Here is an 18,625-nt window from a genome sequence, read left to right as displayed (position 1 = left end):
TTAAACATAGTTCCAAGACTACCTCTTATTTTAAGAGAGGCGAAGTGTCTGGTGATCTATGGGGCTAATCTAGTCAACGACAATACCACGCTCTGCCATCATCTCTTCGAGATTGCGCAGGCTCAGGGAATAAGCCAGATACCAGCGGACACACTGGGCGATGATATCGACGGGATAATGCAGGCGTTTAAAGGCTTTTTGGGTCAGAGGCATGGTCAGGAAACATTGCAAAAAAACAGTACATTACCCGACGCAGCCTTAATGCGACAGAACCGGTTAAGCCCCTGAGCAGCAATAGTGAGACAGTGACCGATCGTGCTACGATAGTCCCATGAAAAATAACCCGACGCCCCATGATGCCGCATTCAGGCAGTTTCTGACCCAGCCCGATATTGCCCGCGACTTTATGGAACTCCATCTTCCGGCAGAGCTGCGCGCTATCTGTAACCTCAGCACGCTGAAGCTGGAGTCCGGCTCCTTTGTCGAGGATGATCTCCGCCAGTATTTCAGCGACGTGCTCTACAGCCTGAAAACCACCGCCGGGGATGACGGCTACGTGCATGTGCTCATCGAGCACCAGTCGAGTCCTGATCGGCACATGGCTTTCCGGCTCATCCGGTACGCGGTGGCTGCCATGCAGCGTCATCTTGATGCCGGTCACAAAAATCTGCCGCTGGTCATTCCGGTGCTGTTCTATACCGGCAGACGCAGCCCGTATCCCTATTCCACCAACTGGATGCAGGAATTTGACGATCAGGCGCTGGCCGCGAAGCTGTATACCGGCAATTTTCCGCTGGTTGACGTGACGGTCATTCCCGACGATGAAATAATGAATCACCGCAGTATGGCCGCGCTGACCCTGCTGCAGAAACATATCCTTCAGGGGAGTGTTTATCATGCCGGAATTCTGTTTCTGAATGGAGCAGGATTTCGGGTCAGGGTCACTGACGCCGCCTCAATGCGCCAGAACCTAACTAAATTCTAAAAAATAAAATGCTCGGTGTAATTTATGAAATAGTAAATCGTCAGCTCTCATGTTACGTTCAGTTGACTCTAGGTGGGAAATAAGAAAAGGTGAATTCATTATGAAGAGGAAATCCATTATATCATTTACCTTTTTTATTCTGCTGACTTTTCATGCTTGGGGGGCTCCAGAGTGGAAAGAAGGAACCAGTTACACGGTGGGCGATATCGTTACTTGGCAGGGGCACGACTATGAATCGCTACAATCTCATATTGCTTATGTCGGGGCTAACTGGACGCCGGTACTGGCACCAACATTATGGGACAAAATAGAAGGGAGCCCTTCGCCACCTCCGTCTCCTGCTCCCTGTGATAACAATGAAGGATCATCCGACGTCTGTTACAATACCTTGCTACATGTCAATTTTGACCATCTTCAGCCAAATGTATACCAAGTAGCTGACTTCAAAAATGACTGGGGTATATCACCGACAAATTCCTCAGGGTTATCTGCTGGCAGGCTCCATATTATACAAGACCCAATGAATGCCGCAAATCAGGCGCTGCTGGTAACCTATGAAGGTAAAAGTATCGGCGGCAATTCAGCCATGGTATTTAATGTTCCGCTCAGCAATAGCAATAAAAGCTTATGGCTACAATATCGAGTCAGATTCGATCCCCACTTCGATTGGGTCAAAGGCGGGAAATTACCGGGGTTAGCGGGTGGTGACCGACCTTCTGGATGTATTGATAATAATGCATTCGACGGTTTTACCTCACGACTAATGTGGCGTGAAAATGGCGAGGTTTATGGTTACTTATATTTCCCGACGAAAATGGACCGATGCGGAGACTATTTTCCCACCACGTTTAAATTTCAGAAAGGCGTCTGGTATACGATCACGCAGCAGGTAGTGCTTAATGACATTGGGAAAACTAACGGCTCTTTTATTCTCTATATTAATGGAGAAAAATTACTGAATATGGGAGATGTCGAGTGGCGCAGAAGTGAACATATTAATATTGACGCAATTAAGATGGATACTTTCTTTGGTGGCTCAACTCAAGACTGGGCACCAGAAACCGATCAATATGCTATTTTTGACGATTTTACCGTCACCACGTTTAATCCGATAACATATAATAATTAACCGATAAATAAAAGGGTACATGGTTAGGAGATTGAATCGCATCTTTTGAGAGCGACTGACCATGAATTTAATCGCACCTTATACTTTTTATGACGCGGTTATGCGTGAGTCTGTGTGTGAAAATACCACCTTTGATGTGTTTTTAACCAGAACGCCACTTTTCAGGCGCGCTGATCCAATTCGGTGTAATGGGAGCGAAGCTACAATATGACGACATTTGTCTTGGATGGGGCACTGACAGCAACCGTCGATTGTTGTACCAGTCCGCCCACGTCAGTGTGGCAAGTTCCACGTCGGCGCGGTTTTTCCAGCTCTTTCTGTGTATCACCTCCGCTTTGTAAAGTCCGTTGATGCTCTCCGCCATTGCATTGTCGTATGAGTCACCTGTGCTGCCCGTTGACGCCTGCAGCTCTCCATCTTTAAGCCGCTGTGTGTACGCCAGCGACACATATTGCGAGCCTTTGTCTGAGTGATGGATGGTGCCCGTGGGCCGTCTGGCCCACAGCGCCTGCTCCAGTGCGTCGTTTCCATTGATGACGATACCCGCCAGCCCACTATACGACCCGCGAACACGTCGATGATGAACGCCACATAAGCAAAGCCCTGCCAGGTGCTGACGTACGTGAAGTCTGCAACCCACAGCTTGTTTCAGACGCTGGCGTTCGTTGCTAGTGAGTCCGCCATCACCGCCACCGGCATCCCGTAGATGCTGACGAAGCCAGACGCGCAGGGTCTCCGATGTGCAACCGGTCTTCGGTACAATGGAACTGAGGGCGGGCCATTGTGAGTTGTATTCGTCCTGACTTGCCAGAACCATGCGGACGGCGCGCTGCCGTATCTCGGGGAAAAACGTGTATTTTTAGTCATCCTGTTTACCTCTCTCTCAGGGAGTTTAGTCTCCAGGATTACCGGGGCGGTTCAGTCCTGGACTGGCCCCTATTTAGCGATCCTCTCTGGTATGCCAGATACGCAGCACGTAGATGACAGACTTCTGAATTTCATATCGGACCTCATACTCTCCAACCAGGAATCGTCTGCTTTCCCGGGGCTCGAACTGGAATAATTGCTCCCCAAGGCGTGAATTGGTTAACAGGATGGCTGGAGCCTGAGTCAATGCCTGAATTGCTCTTGCAGCAGCAGATTTGTTAGCCAGAGCCAGAAATTCATACAAACGTGCTAAATCTGATAGTGCCTTACTCGTCCATTTAATTTCCATCAACGCGGAACCGGCAATGGTATGTCGGTTCCAAGGCTTTCAGCCCATGCCTGCACGGCCTGGTGATCGAAAACCCGTCCCGCATCCACATCTGCCAACGCTTCCTGGGTCAGGCGGTCACGCTCCTCTTCTTGGGCTATCCATGCGGAAAGCGCCTGCTTCATGATCCAGCCTCGTGAACGTTCAAGACGGGCTGCAATTTGATCAACCTTATCAGCTATCGGTAATGGTACATGAGCTGTCAGCACCCTGGTCACTGCCTGTGTATCATTCTTCATTTATTTACTCCGGCTTATACTGGTTTATTTACTTTTAATAATAGTTAATCGCAATGAATCAATCAAGTGTTATGCCATATAACTCCGCCAGGGAGTTCTGTTGGTTCTGTCGCATTAACGGAGGATGGTTGCCAAAAGTTGTGTTGACTGTTTTTCATACAGTCATCAGGTAAAACTATTCAGCCGGGGACAGCCCGTCTCCGTCCGGATGCTCATATTGCCCTTTGCGTATCATGTGGACCAGCTCAATTCCCGCCAGGAGGGTCTGCGCCCGCCGGAATGATTTGAATCCGGTCATCAGCTTTATCCTCCGTTTGATGTTACGGTGATCCTGCTCAACCAGATTATTCAGATACTTACTCTGCCTGATGATGATACTTTTCTCTTTTTCCTTACCTGCATTGAGTGTGGCCAGTGCCGCTGTATTAGCTCCACTCTTATCGATGGTTACCACTTCTGGTTCGTCATGCTGGCGAATGGCTTTGCGAAAGAAACGCAGGGCCGCTGCGGCATCCCGTTTAGCCGTCAGCAAAAAGTCGATGGTCTGAGCTTCAGTATCCACCGCACGGTACAGATATTTCCACTGGCCCCTGACCCTGATGTAGGTTTCATCCATTCGCCACCGGCGCCCCACGGCACGTTTATGCCGGCGGAACGCCCTGTCCAGCAGCGGGACAAGACGAATGACCCAGTGGTGAAGCGTGGAATGATCGACGATGATACCCCGCTCTGCCATCATCTCTTCGAGATTGCGCAGGCTCAGGGAATAAGCCAGATACCAGCGTACACACTGAGCAATAATATCGACGGGATAATGCAGGCGTTTGAAGGATTTTTGGATCAAGGGCATGGTCAGCAATATCATAAAAAAAACAGCAGATTACCAGGATGTCTGCTTAATGCGACAGAACTACTGATTCTACCTGTACCTGATAGAAGATGTGTTCAGCCGCAAAATCGTGGGTTATGAGGTACACCAGGCCGAAAGCGGTGACAATGCGGCAGAGCTGATGAAGTGCACAGTGCTGAGCGATCGCTGCTGGCAGGAGCCGCTGGTGCTGCATGAGGGTAAGCAATGACAATGCCCACGTGGAATCGCTGTTCAGAACGCTGAAGTACGTCCCGTTGTGGCCAGAGAAGGGCTTCGCATCGCTGGAAAATGCGCGAGCCTGGGTTGAAACCTTCGTCGGCTGGTACAACGAAGAACACAGGCACAGCGGCATCCGCTATGTCACGCTGGGCCAGCGGCACAGAGGGGAAGATCGTACACTGCTGGCGCAGCGTAAATCAGTGTATGAGGCAGCAAAGCAGCTAAATCCGCATCGCTGGTCAGGAGAGACAAGAAACTGGAGTCGGCAGGACGAAGTGTGGCTGAATCCAGAACGGGAAAACCTGGCAGCATGAATCAACTGAGGCGACAACTACCTTGACACGCGCCGTTTCGGCGGGCATCCGGTATCCTTTGAACTCTTCTGAAAAACAAGACATGAATGCTTCAATATCATGAGCATTATATGCTTCAAACTGTGCCTTAACAGGCGACTCTGTCGACATGCTAACCTTGTTTTAAGTTAACTATATATGCAAGTTTATAGCATAAAAATTCAATGAAAAAGGTGGGGTTAGCTTAAAAATCAAACTTCATTCGACAGTCCTCATAGCAACCATGTCCTCTTCTGACACAGCACCGACCGTCAAACCAGGTATTTTTATGAGCAATAAAAGCGTCAGGATAACGTATGATTTTTTGTTGGGGGCGAGCAGGTAATTTGCGAATGGCGATCAACTAAAATGCGAAAGGGGTGTCAGTTCAGATGCAATCACGCAAAGGTCAACAATTTGCTCTTTCATTCCGGGCTGACAGGCGCGGTAAGCATAATCAAGTGGGAAAGTTCAGCAGCATATCTGACAGCGATAGCGTGGGTGTTTAGCCTTGCCCAGTCCCTGTTTTTCAACCGATTTAGTCTGCCCACAAAACGTGCACTTTACGTCAATTTTAGCCATCAGATGCACGCTGGAAGAAAAGTGATTTTACAACATGATCAACAGCTTGAATACGTGACCTGGCAATGAAACATTGATGCACTTCCTGACTCTGTTTATTGAACGGAGAAATAAAAAACCTTCTCCTTATTGATGTTTTGCACTGTTCCCATAAAGTGGCTAATGATTCCAATTAGTGGTTCCACCACGGGAACAATGCATATTAACGTTGGCCAGGGGTAAACACTGGAAAGTGATGTTATTACAATAAAATTAATAAATTATTAACTTCCACTAAACTGGAACCAGGTGGTTTTAAGTTGAGTGAATTTATCAAATGCATGTAACGACAAGTCGCGACCAAATCCTGATTGCTTATTGCCTCCAAATGGAACAGATACGCCCAGTGCATCAACGGTATTAACGGAAACGGTTCCCGCATTCAGCCGCCGGGCAACCCGGTGCGCACGGTTGAGATCGTCGCTCCAGACCGAGGCGGCTAACGCGTAGATGTGGTTGTTGGCAAGATTGATCGCTTCCTCCTCATCATCAAACACGCTTACTGCCAGCACAGGACCGAACACTTCATCTTTCCATACCGACATATTGTCACTCACTGACCCCAATAGCGTCGGTAGCACATAGTTGCCGACACCGTCGATCTGCGTTTCCTGACCACCAGTCAAAAGCTGCGCGCCTTCTTGCTGTGCGCAGGTAATAAATGCAAGAACTTTATCTTTGTGCGCACTGCTGACCATGGCCCCCATACGGGTTTGAGGATCAAGCGGGTTACCCGGTTTCCACTCCGCCAGTTTCTCTATGAGTTTTTCAATAAACAGGTTGTAGATACAGCGCTCAACCAGCAGACGCGAGTTTGCGGAGCAGACTTCTCCCTGATTGAAGCAGATCCCGAATGCCGCTTTCTCTGCAGCCAGGTCAAGATCCTTGCAGTCGGAGAAAATAAGGTTGGCACTTTTCCCGCCGCACTCCAGCCATACCTGTTTCAGGTTTGACTGGGCGGAATACTGCATAAAAGCTTTACCAACAGCAGTAGAACCGGTGAAGGTGATGACATCAATATCATCATGCAAGCCAAGTGCAGTGCCGGTTTCTGTTCCCAATCCGGTGACCACATTCAGCACGCCTGCGGGAAGCCCCGCCTCGTTTGCCAGTTCGGCAAGGCGTATTGCGGTAAAAGGTGAATTTTCAGATGGCTTCAGGATAACGCTGTTACCTGCAGCAAGTGCCGGAGCCAGCTTCCAGGATGCGATATCCAGTGGGAAATTCCAGGGGACAATTGCCGCTACCACCCCAATGGGTTCACGGGTAATCGTGGCGAGCGAGCCACACGGGGTGGGTGCGACTTCGTCATACAGTTTATCAATGCTCTCGGCATACCAGGTAAAAACGCCGGCCGCGCTGGCCACATCAATATTCAACGCATCATTCACCGGTTTACCCATGCTGGCACTTTCCAGAAACGCCAGCTCTTCACGATGTTGCAGAATCAGGCAGGACAGTCGTTGCAACACGGCTTTACGTTGCTGGGTGCTGGCAGAGGACCAGATGCCGGATGCAAAGGCTTTGCGGGCAGATGCTACTGCCACATCGATATCCTCGGCCTGACAGGCGGTGACTTCAGCCAGCACCTTGTTGGTCGCAGGATTGACCGTCTTAAACACCTGCCCGCGGAGTGCCGTGTAGGGTTTGCCATCGATAAATGAATGACTAATAAAGTGCTGATCCTTTAGTTTATTTTCCCAGTACTGTTTATCAGGCATCCACTTTCTCCTTGATGATTTGTGGTTGTAGCGCAGCGCTATCGTTCAATATCATGCTGGCGGCGCGTTCGCCGATCATGATCGCTGGTGCATTGGTATTTCCGCTGATCAGATTCGGCATGATAGAGACATCCGCCACGCGCAGATTTTGCATCCCGTGCACTTTCAGGGTGCCAGGATCGACTACGCTCAACGCATCATGTCCCATTTTGCAGGTACCGACCGGATGGAAAACCGTGGCGCAGAAATCACGTACATATTGCTGCAACTCCGCGTCAGTGCGGACATGGTCTCCGGGGAGCATCTCTTTGCCGCGATACGGGGCAAACGCATCCTGCGCCAGGATGCGGCGGGCGTATTTAATGCCTTCCACCAGAACGTCCGCATCTGCCTTATCGGACAGGAAATTAAAATCGATCACCACCTTACCGTCCGCATCCAACGTCAACGCGCCTTTTGATTTGGGGCGTAATACACAGACGTGAACGGCGTAACCATGACCCCATTCGAAAAGGCGGCCACGGTGGCTGCGATAGCCAGGCACGAAATGGAACTGTATATCGGGATCGGATGGGCTCAGCGGTGTGCAGGCAAATCCACCAGCCTCAACATAATTGGTTGTTAACCAACCTTTTTTGCGGAACAGGTATTTTACTGGCGATGTCAGGATCGGCTGCCAGGCGTTAAGTGAAAAGCCGAGCGTGAGCGGGCTTTTTGATCGCACGGTGACCAGTCCGTCTAAATGATCCTGTAAATTCTTACCAACACCGGGCAGTTCAAGGACAACCTGAACACCTGCTTTGGTCAGCGCGTCCCGGGAACCGATTCCAGATTTCATCAGTATGTGCGGCGAGCTGATAGCTCCAGCGCATAAGATAACGTCTTTTTTTACCATCAGAGAAAGCTGTTCCTGAGATTCTCCCATCCGAACACGTACGCCTTTCACCATATTGTCGCTGATGATCAGATCCTGAACTTCACAATCTGTCATCACGTGGAGGTTGCTTCTGTCCAGATGGGGATGCAGGAAAGCGCGATAGCTGGATAAACGCCGGCCGTCTTTCTGGGTCACGTTGTAAATGCCTACGCCGTTGATGTTCGCATCATTAAAATCGCGATTCTCCGGCAGGCCTGCTCCGCGACCGGCATTGATAAATACTGAAGAGATGGGATTGGCATCCCGTGGCGCGGTAACGTCAAGCTCGCCGTTAAAACCGTGAAATGCCGGGTTCTGCATCAGCTGGTTGTTCTCGGAGCGCTTGAACCAGGGCAGTACATCATCCCAACCCCAGCCTTCACATCCAGCTCCATCACGCCAGCGATCATAGTCCGAAGGCAACCCGCGAATATAAATCATGCTGTTCATCGATGAGGAGCCACCGAGCGCCTTGCCACGCGGCACATGCAACTGACGTCCCCCCAGGTGTGTCTGGGGGGCGGAGTAAAAATTCCAGCTGAATTTTTTACTTTTGTAGAGAGTGATGGTGCCTGCTGGCGTATGGATGCGCGGTGTATCGTCCCGACCTCCAGCCTCAATGAGGCACACCTTCAGATCTTTTCGTTCTGACAGACGTGCAGCCAGCACCGAACCGGATGAACCTCCGCCAATGACGATATAGTCATATTGATTAGTCTCTTTCATACCACATCCACTGATTACTTTTAAACAGAAGCCTGAGCGACTGACTGTGAGCGGCTCATCAGATAATAAACAGGTGAAACAACGACCAGTCCCACAATCCAGGATATATCAGCTCCCCCCAGAGCGTTCGCTGCGGGGCCAGTATAAATTGCAGTAGACATAAATGGCACTTCTACAGCAATACCCAGGATATAGCAGAATATGGCTCGGATATTGTAGTAACCGTAGACCCCACCATCACGGCGGAAGAAAGACGCGACATCGTAGTTTCCGTGCGCGACCAGGTAGTAGTCCACCAGGTTAATCGCGGTCCAAGGAACCAGCACATAGAGCAATATCAGGATAAAGTTGGTGTAGTTGATCAGGAAGTTCTCCTGACCATAAATCGCAATCGCAATCTCAATCACGATGGTGATAATGGCGGTGATAATCCGGGCAGATGAAAGCGGGGACCATCGCGGGAAAAAGGTCTGGCCCAGCGTTAGCGTACACAGCACGCCACAATATAAATTCATCGCATTGGTCGCCGCGATCCCCAGCGCAAACACCACAATCACGGTGAAAGAAAAACCGCCGGTCATATTAACGATGGCGGTAATTAAATCGCCATCCACCACGCAGATGGAAACAAGGATCCCCAGAATCATCGGGAAGAAGGAGCCCAGCACGCAGCCCAGATAGCTACACCAGAACACGCTGGTTTCACTGATATCTTTCGGCATGTAGCGTGAATAGTCTGAGACATATGGGGCATAGGCCAGTTGCCAGAGTGCCGCAATCGAAATCGCGCCAAGGAAACCGCTCATGTTAAAACCATTACGGCTCATAAAATCCGCTGGCAGGCCATGCATAAAAATAATCCAGACGAAGGTGGCGGCCAGTACTATCCCCGATACCCATGACATCACACGGGTGTAGGCATGAATCAGTTTATAACCGAACGCGGTGGCGATGAGGCTGAGCACTGCGGAGGCGATTATTCCGGCATTGGAAGAAATCGGCGCATAGATAGCATGTAGCGACTGTCCTCCCAGCACCAGGTTGGATGCCAGGAAGCCGATATACATGATCACCACCAGCGCGACAACCAGCACTGAACCGTAAGACCCGAATTGACCGCGCGTCTGCACCATTTGCGGTACGCCAAGCTGCGGACCTTGGGCAGAGTGCAGCGCCATAAACAACCCGCCGATCAGGTTACCAATCAACACCGCAACCGTTGCCCACAGGAAGGAGAGATGGAACACACTCACTGCCAGCGCACCCGTGATCACGGTCAGCAGCATAATATTGGAGCCGAACCAGATGGTGAACAGATCACGGGGCTTACCGTGCCGTTCTGAAAGTGGTATGGGCTGAATAGTGCTCAGCTCAACGGTGGATGAAGATGCGTTATTTTTATGGTTTGTCATTATTCTGCTCTCAACATAAGGGGATCTGCAGGCTCTTCTCATGCAGCAACAATCCACAGATCCCTTGCGATGAAATGAGGAAAGGTTGTCTATAGATTGTTACCGTGCATCCATGGTGCAGGAGAGCATGAATAAGGAGAAAGGACGAAAAATATGGGTAAGCACAATAAAAAAATGTGTTAACCCCTAACTGAAATTTACGCACTTTTTGGGGGCAATGCAGTCTGCTGTGCGACGTTTCAACATTGTGAAAATTACCTAAGATACAGTGCACTGTGATTTAAAAGGATTTCTTTGCACCATTACCAAGCATTGCTGGGTGACAATGGTGCTTTCCTGGCAATATATATTGTTTCCAATAGTCCATATTGAAAATAAAAAAACGAGGAATGCCTGCGTCCGACGCTGTATTTAATGCGCTGTAAATAGAGATTTTCCCCTTACCTTTAGTGACTTATTCCGCAAAATCTCACTATGATGGGGCAAACTCCCGTCATGTTGCCGGGTTTAATCAAACGGTTAGGAACTGCGCGCAGGATGACCACGTTACACGACCTGGATTTGAAACAGTAGGAAGCCTTTGCCTCGGTTATTTCGGCTTTGTTGAATAAATCAGATTTCGGGCGAGCCTCACTGTAGCGGGCTGGGTTTTCAGGCAATACGCACACTTTCCGGCATACCGGCCTTCGTCATTTTGTTCAGCGCACGCACCATGGCTAGAGCCTCTGCAACCTGACCATCATAGTCACGCAACGTCAGTGAAGCTCCGAACCGCTGCTTCACCCTGTACATCGCCGTTTTCGCTATAGAGCGACGGTTATGCTCAGTTAATCCGTGCATTCCAGCTGCATTTTCGTCCCTGTAATTACAGCGGTAAGCTGGATGCTGAAACTGCCGCGATCCTCTATGCTCTTGTGGAAAAATACAAATAGGGAGATACAGATTATGAATGAATTTATTACGGGCGGGTGGAGTCAGTCACTGTCTGGCAGACCCCTTAAAGAATTCGACGTCATGATGTATGGCATGGTGACAAACCTTGACGGACTGACAACAGGGACGCCGGCCAGCCCCGGCTGGAGTCCGGAAAAGCAGGATAAACCCGATAATACCCCCTATTATAAAGGGAAGACGCTCTGGGTCTATGGCGGAGGCGGGTGCTCCCCTGAAGGAAAACCTTCAAATCAGGATGAAGTATTGCGGATTGCTGAAGCCACAAAAAGCCGGGGCTGGGATGGTGTGGACTTTGATGATGAATGCAATATGAACACCGGTCTCGTCATTGAGGCAATGAAGCAGTTAAAAAAATGCCAGAAAGAAACCAGTTTTTGTTTTATTGCCGGATACTCTTACAATCATCCGGCTACAGATAACGGTAAAAAACTGAACGAAAAGGTTAAAAATCTCATCCAGTCAGGCCAGTGTGACCGGTTTATTCATTACTGTTATGCCTCAGCAATGTGGAGCAATGAGGACATTACTGGCAACGTTATTCCCGCCCTGAAACGGACGTTAGAGCACGGTGCCGAAAACAAGAAATGCATTCTGGCCCTGACAACAAAGGGAATGACGGACTGGAATTTTAATTACTTCATCGATCAGGTGCTCGATTTTAATCTTGGGGGATTGTTTATATGGAAATATGAAGATTTAAAAGATGGATATTATAAAATAATAAAAGACAGGCTGTGGAAATAAAAAATAAGATATGCGCATGGTTCTAAAATAAGTGGCCGCCATGGCGGTCACCATAATATTCACTCAGCAGAGTAAATAGTTTCCGCTATTCAATAAAACCCAGCTTAAACTGCGCTTTACCGGCTAGTGACACCAGTCCCGGGTTCTCTTGATAAGAAGCAAGCAGGGGTAAAAAGACGGCACCGCCAATGATACTCCGGCTGTCGGAATCTACCGGTCGTAGTCCCCATATATTCTGGTATGTCATCGGTACATTCTGTTCGTTAATGACCGTATTACCGGTATACAGCATGATATGCCCCGGAATGTATACAAGCGTGGTAAACGGCCTGCCATGCTCCGTGAGATAACGAAGCCGTGTGCTGGTGTCCTCCTGGCTAAGGTCGACAATCCGGGCTGCGGCCTGTATCTGTGCCGCTGAGTTTCTGGGAAGAAATATGGTTCTGTCGTATTAAGAAGTTGTCAGGTAACATACTGTTTTTTTGCGATGTTACCTGACCATGTCTCTGATCCGAAATGCTTTTAAACGGTTACATTACCCCGTCGATATCATCGCGCAGTGCGTCCGCTGGTATCTGGCTTATTCCCTGAGCCTGCGCAATCTGGAGGAGATGATGACAGAGCGGGGCGTGGTTGTTGACCATTCGACGCTTCACCGCTGGGTTATCCGCCTGGTGCCGCTGCTGGACAGGGCATTTCGCCGGCATAAACGTGCCGTGGGCCGCCGGTGGCGAATGGACGAGACGTATATCCGGGTCAGGGGGCAGTGGAAATATCTGTACCGTGCAGTCGATACGACGGGTCAAACCGTCGACGTTCTGCTGACCGCCAGGCGTGACGCTGCAGCGGCGTTGCGCTTCTTTCGTAAGGCTATCCGCCATCACGACTAACCTGAGGTGGTGACCATCGATAAAAGCGGTGCAAACACCGCTGCCCTTGCGGAGCTGAATGCTGGCAGGGAGGAGTACATTAAGGTCAGGCAGAGTAAGTACCTGAACAATCTGGTTGAGCAGGATCACCGTAATATCAAACGGCGGATAAAGCTGATGACGGGATTCAAATCCTTCCGACGGGGGCAGTCTATTTCTGGCGGGGATCGAAATCATACACATGTTACGCAAAGGACAGCTTCAACATCCGCACGGGGGCGGATTGTCCCTGGCAGAGCAGTTTTACCTTCTGGTTACATAAAAAATTAACAGACCCGTTTTCCGGCAACCTGCCGCCGTTAATGCGACAGAGCTGATTAAAGGTTATCGAACCTTACTCTGAAAATGATATCAACTATTGCCCGACAATTATCACGCCACAAAAAAGTGTAATACCCGTTCAGAAAGATGTTTATTAGCTTCACCTCACCACCGCTCCATTTACAAAGAGATTCACCAGATGCGAGATTCGTGTTTTCGGCGAAATGTCGTTCTCGGCACACAGTAAGATGGCCGTGGCAATGCACACCAGATCGTCAAAGGTGACATCAGGCCGAATAGCTCCCAGCTTTTGAGTCTGGTCAAGAAGACGTCTCCCTTCCGCACTCGTTGCGAGGCAGCCCGGCGTTCCGATCTGGAGAACAGTGCCGAGTGAGGACGCAAGACCGCGATAGACGGTCGTGAGTTGAACCAGTTCTTCTAAATAGGCTTGCAAGCCGCTTAATGGGCCAAGTTCGGCAGCCCGGGCGCGGCTGTTTTCTGCAAAAGTGAGGAAGCGGGCGCTGTAGGCCGCAGCCAACAGATCTTCGCGTGTTGGAAAGCGCCGATACAGCGTACCGATACCGACCCCGGCACACTTCGCAACATCGTCCAGGGAGGCGCTCGCGCCTTTCACCAGAAACACTTCTTCGGCGGCTGCGAGGATGCGCTCTCTGTTTCGTTGGGCGTCGGCCCTTAAAGTTATTTCATCGCTCAAAATCCTAGTCTCGCTGCAACTTGATAAATGGAGAATATCTCCACATAATAAGTGGAACAACCCTCCATTTGAAACGAAAGCGAGTAAGCGACATGACAACACGGTTTGAGAACAAGGTGGTGCTCGTCACTGGCGGCACGGACGGCATCGGTCTGACCACTGCCAAATCCTTCGCCGAGCAAGGTGCTCACGTCTACATCACTGGTCGCCGACAAGACCGAATGAATGAAGCCTTAAAGGAAATCGGGTACGGTGTTGTGGGCGTGCAAGGCGATGTCAGTAATCTGGCTGACCTTGATCGCCTGTACGCGAAGATTCAGCAGGAAAAAGGCCGTGTGGATGTGGTTTTTGCCAACGCAGGAATATCGGAATCAGCACCGATTGGTGGTATTGAGGAAGATCACTTTGAGCGTGTGTTCGGCATTAACGTGAAAGGGACTGTCTTCACCGTGCAGAAAGCGCTGCCGCTGATGACTGCTGGTGGCAGCGTCATCCTGACCGGCTCATGTGCAGGCAGCAAGGGTTTTGCAAATCTTTCCATTTATAGTGCAACGAAGGCGGCGATCCGCTCGCTTGCGCGCACATGGACTACCGATCTGAAAAGTCAGGGCATCCGGGTAAATGTCGTTTCTCCTGGAATGGTTTTGACCCCCGCGATGCAGACCTATATGCAAAAAAATGAAGGTTCGGAATCGTGGATGCAGCAAGTAATACCATTCGCCAGGCTCGGCAGAACCGAAGAAATTGCAAAGGCGGTCATGTTCCTGGCTTCTGACGAAAGCAGCTTTGTCGGCGGTGAAGAACTGTTCGTAGATGGCGGCTTCGTGGCTGTTTGATACGGAGCGCTTTTTTGCCGGCCGGGGGAGATTCATCTCCCCTTTCTTTTGTTCCTGGTGCCGCAACGCTTCTGGATACAGTACCCTAAGATAATTAGGGCGTATTTTGATATTATCCCTTATCCAGAGCATTAATTATCCTTCTCTTGCTTCAGAGATAATTTTATAGACCGTTGATCGCGCAATTCCAATTTGACGTGAAATTTCCGTTGCCCCGGATCCTTTGCTATAAAGTGCTAAAACGATAGACCTGTTTACGGTACGTTTGCGGCCGAATCGTATGCCTTTGGGCACTGTTGCAAAGTTCGCAATGGATTACCCTTACATTTCAAAGGCTCTGCTCACCAGACGCATCTCGCCCAGGGGATCACCATAATAAAACGGTGTGGCCTGGCCTTTGCGCAGTGCACGCATCACCTCGATGCCTTTGATTGTGGCGTAAGCCGTCTTCATCGATTTAAATCCCAGCATGGCACCGATTATCCTTTTCAGCTTGCCGTGATCGCATTCAATGACGTTATTCCGGTACTTAATCTGTCGGTGTTCAACGTCAGACGGGCATCGACCTTCGCGTTTGAGCAGCGCAAGCGCACGGCCATAGGTGGGTGCCTTATCCGTGTTGATAAAGCGCGGGATCTGCCACTTCTTCACGTTGTTGAAGATTTTACCCAGGAACCGGTAGGCGGCTTTGCTGTTACGACGTGGGGAGAGATAAAAATCGACGGTGCGGCCTCTGCTGTCGACGGCGCGGTAAAGATAAGCCCAGCGACCATTCACCTTCACGTACGTTTCGTCAATGTGCCACGGATTGAGATCGGAGGGGTTACGCCAGTACCAGCGCAGTCGTTTTTCCATTTCAGGCGCATAGCGCTGGACCCAGCGGTAAATCGTGGTGTGATCGACATTCACGCCGCGTTCGGCCAGCATCTCCTGCAGCTCACGGTAGCTGTTACCGAATTTGCAGTACCAGCGTACCGCCCACAGGATGATGTCACGCTGAAAATGCCTGCCTTTAAATGGGTTCATATAGCTGCTCCGTCAGCAAAAGGTGACGATGAGTTTATCACCTCCGGATTTTTGCAACAGTGCCCGTCGATTTCATATTGACCGATCCGCCGTACCTGGTCGGCTTTCGCGACCGTTCCGGGCGTACCATCGCCGGCGACAAAACCGACGAGTGGCTCCAGCCCGCCTGTCATGAGATGTACCGCGTGTTGAAAAATGACTCCCTTATGGTCAGCTTTTACGGCTGGAACCGCGCCGATCGCTTTATCAGCGCCTGGACCGCAGCCGGCTTCCGCATCGTCGGCCACTTTGTTTTCACCAAAACCTACGCCTCAAAATCCGCATACGTGGGCTACACGCATGAGTGCGCCTACGTGCTGGCAAAGGGCCGCCCGCGCCTGCCGGAGAACCCGCTGCCGGACGTGCAGGGCTGGAAATACACCGGTAACAAACACCATCCGACCGAAAAACCCGTCACCAGCCTTCAGCCCCTGATCGAGTCATTCACACACCCGGGCGGTAAGCGTCACATAAAGGCCGTGTTGACATCAGAAAATTGCGGCACCTTTTCAAGTATCAGCCAGGATTTTTTAGGTTCTTCACTCCTCTTTTTGTTATAAATGAGCTTACCAGTAGCAAGGGGTATCATGACAGGAATTCGGGGTGCTACATGCAGTTAACTTAATGAATTACAGGGTTTTTGATGAAAAAAATAATTCTCGCGCCGTCGAATCTGGGGCTTAACCCACTCTACGAAGGTCATATCCCGGGAACATTTCGTGCTCCTTCAGTCCTTATGCAGCACGGTCTGAATGAAATTTTTTCCGACTACGACATCGTTACTGTCCCATGTCCTGACTACAGTCCTGAACCTGAGCCGGGTACTGATATTCTGAATGGTCACAAGCTCAGACATCTCAACCTGAAACTGGCAGATGAAGTTGAAGCTGCACATTGCTGTAACCTGCGACCTGTTGTGATCGGGGGTGACTGCGGCATACTCCCGGGTGCCTTACTTGGCAGCAGACGTAGGTTAGGGGATCTTGCACTTGCAACCGGGCGGGGAGAACGGCTACTTACTGAATGGCCAGGAATTGGCCACTGGTTACAGACGATGCTGTAATTCAACTCGGGGAGCGCGAATCGCTCAGTGAGGATTATGAATGGCCAGACATTGCCGGCACGGATATCCTGCGTATAACTATTTTCGAGGCTTTGAAACTATCGGATAAGCAGCTTACTGACATGATCTCAGGGCGTCTTAATCGTTTTACTGAAATACCATACTGGATCCACCTTGATTTGGATGTACTGGACAGCTCGGAAATGGCGGCTGCAGATTGCCCCGGAACGCCAGGTTTTTCCTCTTCAAAACTCGTAAATATCTGCCGTGTACTGTTCATGAGCACCCGCTGCTGTGGCATTACAGTTACGATTTATGATCCTGATCTTGACCCGGAAGGAACCACAGCTGTACTGGTGTCAGACATCATAGGAAATATAACCGGCGATATCTGCCGGGGTCTCATGTAGGCAGTATCGCTTAAATAAGACGCCACCTGACGGTTATTTTAATATAGTGAAAAATCAATAGATGTACCGGGGAATTTATCGATAACCATCTGAATAATTGGGCTTGAGACAACTGAGGGGATACAGTGAACACTACAATGATTAAGCTTATTTTCAGCCCCCCTCTATGCTCATAATTTTTTATAACTATTCACTGAGCCTTCGGAACAGGCTTGGATAGTCTTCGATAATACCTGCGTCGTCTATACATAAATCAGCGGAGAAATCACGGAAAATCCCTTCGTACCTGTACATCCGGTTCAGCTCCAGACACGTATAACGCTGACTGACTGAGGCGGGTTCGAATATTTCACCGATTTCTTCTGGTAACGGAATATAGGCGACTTTTATAGACTTACTCTCTTTCTCGGCAAGATTTAAACGCCTTAATGGCAGCATATTTGTAGCCGGAGTAAAACCGATATCAACGTCATGACAGTGCTGTAGATGTATGAGTTGCCTGTCATTTTCAATATCATGCCAGATGCCATTTTCATCACATGTGATATGGAGTGATGGGCCGCCAACATACCTGACCTGTACGTTCCTTGTTCTGAATCGTTCATCTGTAACTACACGGTACCAGGCCCCGTAATTGCTTTTTCTATTACCTGCAACGATACCTTCAATAATTATCCCGTTATCGGAAACACTGATATCACAATGCTCTATCCCGTTTCCATCGCAGGATCTCCACCTTATAAGTCTTCTCACCATTATCTTCTCCACCTTGTTTTAATTGAGAAAAGTTAACTTTCAGCTGCCTTCTGATACCTGTTTGCTTTGAAAAGCAAAAAACCTCAGAGATACTCACTCACTTTCCATGAAAGCATGTTGTGAATACGATTTATCGGCCATTCCTGAATATGGGATAAGACATAACGTAACCACGCCTCCGGATCCACATCATTCAGCCGACAGGTACCAATTAATGAGTACAGTACAGCGGCATGTTCACCGCCCCTGTCTGAACCGGCAAACAGCCAGTTCTTCCGGCCCAGAGCGACCCCGCGCAGAGCATTCTCCGCGGTGTTGTTATCGATTTCTGCCCAGCCATTCCGGCAGTACAGATTCAGTGCATCCCACTGCTTCAGCAGATAAGTAAATAGACTGGCCCCATAGATCACCAGACACTTCGCCTCTCTTAAAATAAGAGGTAGTCTTAGAACTATGTTTAACACCA

General features: G+C 49.7%; 16 protein-coding genes and 10 pseudogenes. 10 read left to right on the top strand and 16 right to left on the bottom strand.

Annotation, left to right across the window (positions count from 1 at the left end; translation table 11 throughout):
- Positions 1-72: 72 nt before the first annotated feature.
- Positions 73-213 (bottom strand): annotated as a pseudogene (locus AC3Y5R_RS23420) (IS6 family transposase); the annotation flags it as partial.
- A 118-nt stretch (positions 214-331) separates the two neighbouring features.
- On the opposite strand from AC3Y5R_RS23420, the pseudogene AC3Y5R_RS23415 reads away from it, so the two are divergent.
- Together AC3Y5R_RS23415 and AC3Y5R_RS23410 are read left to right on the top strand one after the other, a co-directional pair.
- Positions 332-883, top strand: a pseudogene (locus AC3Y5R_RS23415) (Rpn family recombination-promoting nuclease/putative transposase); the annotation flags it as partial.
- Positions 884-1,085: 202 nt separating this feature from the next.
- Complete coding sequence (locus tag AC3Y5R_RS23410) at positions 1,086-2,114, top strand: polysaccharide lyase (protein WP_489923319.1); 1,029 nt, start codon at positions 1,086-1,088, stop codon at positions 2,112-2,114.
- A gap of 142 nt (positions 2,115-2,256) precedes the next feature.
- Here the strand turns inward: AC3Y5R_RS23410 and AC3Y5R_RS23405 are convergent.
- The 4 genes and pseudogenes from AC3Y5R_RS23405 to AC3Y5R_RS23390 all read right to left on the bottom strand — a co-directional run.
- Positions 2,257-2,762: pseudogene (locus AC3Y5R_RS23405) on the bottom strand (IS3 family transposase); the annotation flags it as partial.
- Between the two features lie 292 nt (positions 2,763-3,054).
- Positions 3,055-3,330 carry a type II toxin-antitoxin system RelE/ParE family toxin gene (locus AC3Y5R_RS23400; RefSeq protein ID WP_489923318.1) on the bottom strand — a complete coding sequence of 92 codons (276 nt, stop codon included), beginning with the start codon at positions 3,328-3,330 and terminating at the stop codon, positions 3,055-3,057.
- Positions 3,330-3,608 (bottom strand): CopG family ribbon-helix-helix protein, encoded by a 279-nt coding sequence (locus tag AC3Y5R_RS23395; protein WP_489923317.1) that lies wholly within the window; start codon positions 3,606-3,608, stop codon positions 3,330-3,332. The genes AC3Y5R_RS23400 and AC3Y5R_RS23395 overlap by 1 nt, the downstream gene beginning before the upstream one ends.
- A 175-nt stretch (positions 3,609-3,783) precedes the next feature.
- Positions 3,784-4,458 carry an IS6 family transposase gene (locus tag AC3Y5R_RS23390; RefSeq protein ID WP_489923316.1) on the bottom strand — a complete coding sequence of 225 codons (675 nt, stop codon included), beginning with the start codon at positions 4,456-4,458 and terminating at the stop codon, positions 3,784-3,786.
- Between the two features lie 67 nt (positions 4,459-4,525).
- Between AC3Y5R_RS23390 and AC3Y5R_RS23385 the strand changes: the two are divergent.
- Positions 4,526-5,012 (top strand): annotated as a pseudogene (locus tag AC3Y5R_RS23385) (integrase core domain-containing protein); the annotation flags it as partial.
- Between the two features lie 417 nt (positions 5,013-5,429).
- Here AC3Y5R_RS23385 and AC3Y5R_RS23380 read toward each other — a convergent pair.
- The 5 genes and pseudogenes from AC3Y5R_RS23380 to AC3Y5R_RS23360 all read right to left on the bottom strand — a co-directional run.
- A pseudogene (locus AC3Y5R_RS23380) lies at positions 5,430-5,612 on the bottom strand (IS1 family transposase); the annotation flags it as partial.
- A gap of 263 nt (positions 5,613-5,875) precedes the next feature.
- Positions 5,876-7,372: an aldehyde dehydrogenase gene (locus AC3Y5R_RS23375; RefSeq protein ID WP_489923315.1), complete on the bottom strand. Its 1,497-nt coding sequence runs from the start codon at positions 7,370-7,372 to the stop codon at positions 5,876-5,878.
- Positions 7,365-9,014 carry a GMC family oxidoreductase gene (locus AC3Y5R_RS23370; protein WP_489923314.1) on the bottom strand — a complete coding sequence of 550 codons (1,650 nt, stop codon included), beginning with the start codon at positions 9,012-9,014 and terminating at the stop codon, positions 7,365-7,367. Before AC3Y5R_RS23370 ends, AC3Y5R_RS23375 begins: the two co-directional genes overlap by 8 nt.
- 20 nt (positions 9,015-9,034) lie before the next feature.
- Entirely contained in the window at positions 9,035-10,426 is a 1,392-nt protein-coding gene (locus AC3Y5R_RS23365; RefSeq protein ID WP_489923313.1) for a purine-cytosine permease family protein, read from the bottom strand.
- 651 nt (positions 10,427-11,077) lie between these two features.
- Positions 11,078-11,254 (bottom strand): annotated as a pseudogene (locus AC3Y5R_RS23360) (IS5/IS1182 family transposase); the annotation flags it as partial.
- Between AC3Y5R_RS23360 and AC3Y5R_RS23355 the strand changes: the two are divergent.
- Both AC3Y5R_RS23355 and AC3Y5R_RS23350 read left to right on the top strand, forming a co-directional pair.
- Positions 11,242-11,358: pseudogene (locus AC3Y5R_RS23355) on the top strand (N-acetylmuramoyl-L-alanine amidase); the annotation flags it as partial. The pseudogenes AC3Y5R_RS23360 and AC3Y5R_RS23355 sit on opposite strands and share 13 nt — an antisense overlap.
- Positions 11,359-11,371: 13 nt before the next feature.
- Positions 11,372-12,124: a hypothetical protein gene (locus AC3Y5R_RS23350; protein WP_489923312.1), complete on the top strand. Its 753-nt coding sequence runs from the start codon at positions 11,372-11,374 to the stop codon at positions 12,122-12,124.
- A gap of 85 nt (positions 12,125-12,209) precedes the next feature.
- Here AC3Y5R_RS23350 and AC3Y5R_RS23345 read toward each other — a convergent pair.
- Positions 12,210-12,563 (bottom strand): annotated as a pseudogene (locus AC3Y5R_RS23345) (cell wall hydrolase); the annotation flags it as partial.
- Positions 12,564-12,624: 61 nt separating this feature from the next.
- On the opposite strand from AC3Y5R_RS23345, the pseudogene AC3Y5R_RS23340 reads away from it, so the two are divergent.
- Positions 12,625-13,315: pseudogene (locus AC3Y5R_RS23340) on the top strand (IS6 family transposase).
- Positions 13,316-13,474: 159 nt separating this feature from the next.
- Here AC3Y5R_RS23340 and AC3Y5R_RS23335 read toward each other — a convergent pair.
- Entirely contained in the window at positions 13,475-14,029 is a 555-nt protein-coding gene (locus AC3Y5R_RS23335) for a TetR/AcrR family transcriptional regulator (protein ID WP_489923311.1), read from the bottom strand.
- 92 nt (positions 14,030-14,121) lie between these two features.
- On the opposite strand from AC3Y5R_RS23335, the gene AC3Y5R_RS23330 reads away from it, so the two are divergent.
- The gene (locus AC3Y5R_RS23330; RefSeq protein WP_489923310.1) at positions 14,122-14,865 is read left to right on the top strand and encodes an SDR family NAD(P)-dependent oxidoreductase; all 744 of its coding nucleotides are present in this window, start codon (positions 14,122-14,124) and stop codon (positions 14,863-14,865) included.
- 135 nt (positions 14,866-15,000) lie between these two features.
- Here AC3Y5R_RS23330 and AC3Y5R_RS23325 read toward each other — a convergent pair.
- Together AC3Y5R_RS23325 and AC3Y5R_RS23320 are read right to left on the bottom strand one after the other, a co-directional pair.
- A pseudogene (locus tag AC3Y5R_RS23325) lies at positions 15,001-15,153 on the bottom strand (helix-turn-helix domain-containing protein); the annotation flags it as partial.
- Between the two features lie 33 nt (positions 15,154-15,186).
- Positions 15,187-15,891, bottom strand: coding sequence for an IS6 family transposase (locus tag AC3Y5R_RS23320; protein WP_489923309.1), 705 nt, complete (start codon positions 15,889-15,891; stop codon positions 15,187-15,189).
- Between the two features lie 47 nt (positions 15,892-15,938).
- Here AC3Y5R_RS23320 and AC3Y5R_RS23315 point away from each other — a divergent pair, with 47 nt between their 5' ends.
- The 3 genes from AC3Y5R_RS23315 (at position 15,939) to AC3Y5R_RS23305 (ending at position 17,403) form a co-directional block, all read left to right on the top strand.
- Entirely contained in the window at positions 15,939-16,490 is a 552-nt protein-coding gene (locus AC3Y5R_RS23315) for a DNA methyltransferase (RefSeq protein ID WP_489923325.1), read from the top strand.
- Between the two features lie 83 nt (positions 16,491-16,573).
- The gene (locus AC3Y5R_RS23310) at positions 16,574-16,993 is read left to right on the top strand and encodes an arginase family protein (RefSeq protein WP_489923308.1); all 420 of its coding nucleotides are present in this window, start codon (positions 16,574-16,576) and stop codon (positions 16,991-16,993) included.
- The gene (locus AC3Y5R_RS23305) at positions 16,954-17,403 is read left to right on the top strand and encodes an arginase family protein (RefSeq protein ID WP_489923307.1); all 450 of its coding nucleotides are present in this window, start codon (positions 16,954-16,956) and stop codon (positions 17,401-17,403) included. Before AC3Y5R_RS23310 ends, AC3Y5R_RS23305 begins: the two co-directional genes overlap by 40 nt.
- Before the next feature lie 186 nt (positions 17,404-17,589).
- Here AC3Y5R_RS23305 and AC3Y5R_RS23300 read toward each other — a convergent pair whose 3' ends face one another.
- Entirely contained in the window at positions 17,590-18,159 is a 570-nt protein-coding gene (locus AC3Y5R_RS23300; RefSeq protein WP_489923306.1) for a putative glycolipid-binding domain-containing protein, read from the bottom strand.
- An 83-nt stretch (positions 18,160-18,242) separates the two neighbouring features.
- Positions 18,243-18,625: IS66 family transposase (locus AC3Y5R_RS23295; protein WP_489923305.1), on the bottom strand; the 383-nt coding region annotated here is incomplete at its 5' end.

Source organism: Erwinia sp. 009765445 (genome assembly GCF_058137865.1).
The sequence above is the reverse complement of the archived record's forward strand: the minus strand, read 5'-3'. Positions and strand labels throughout refer to the sequence as shown.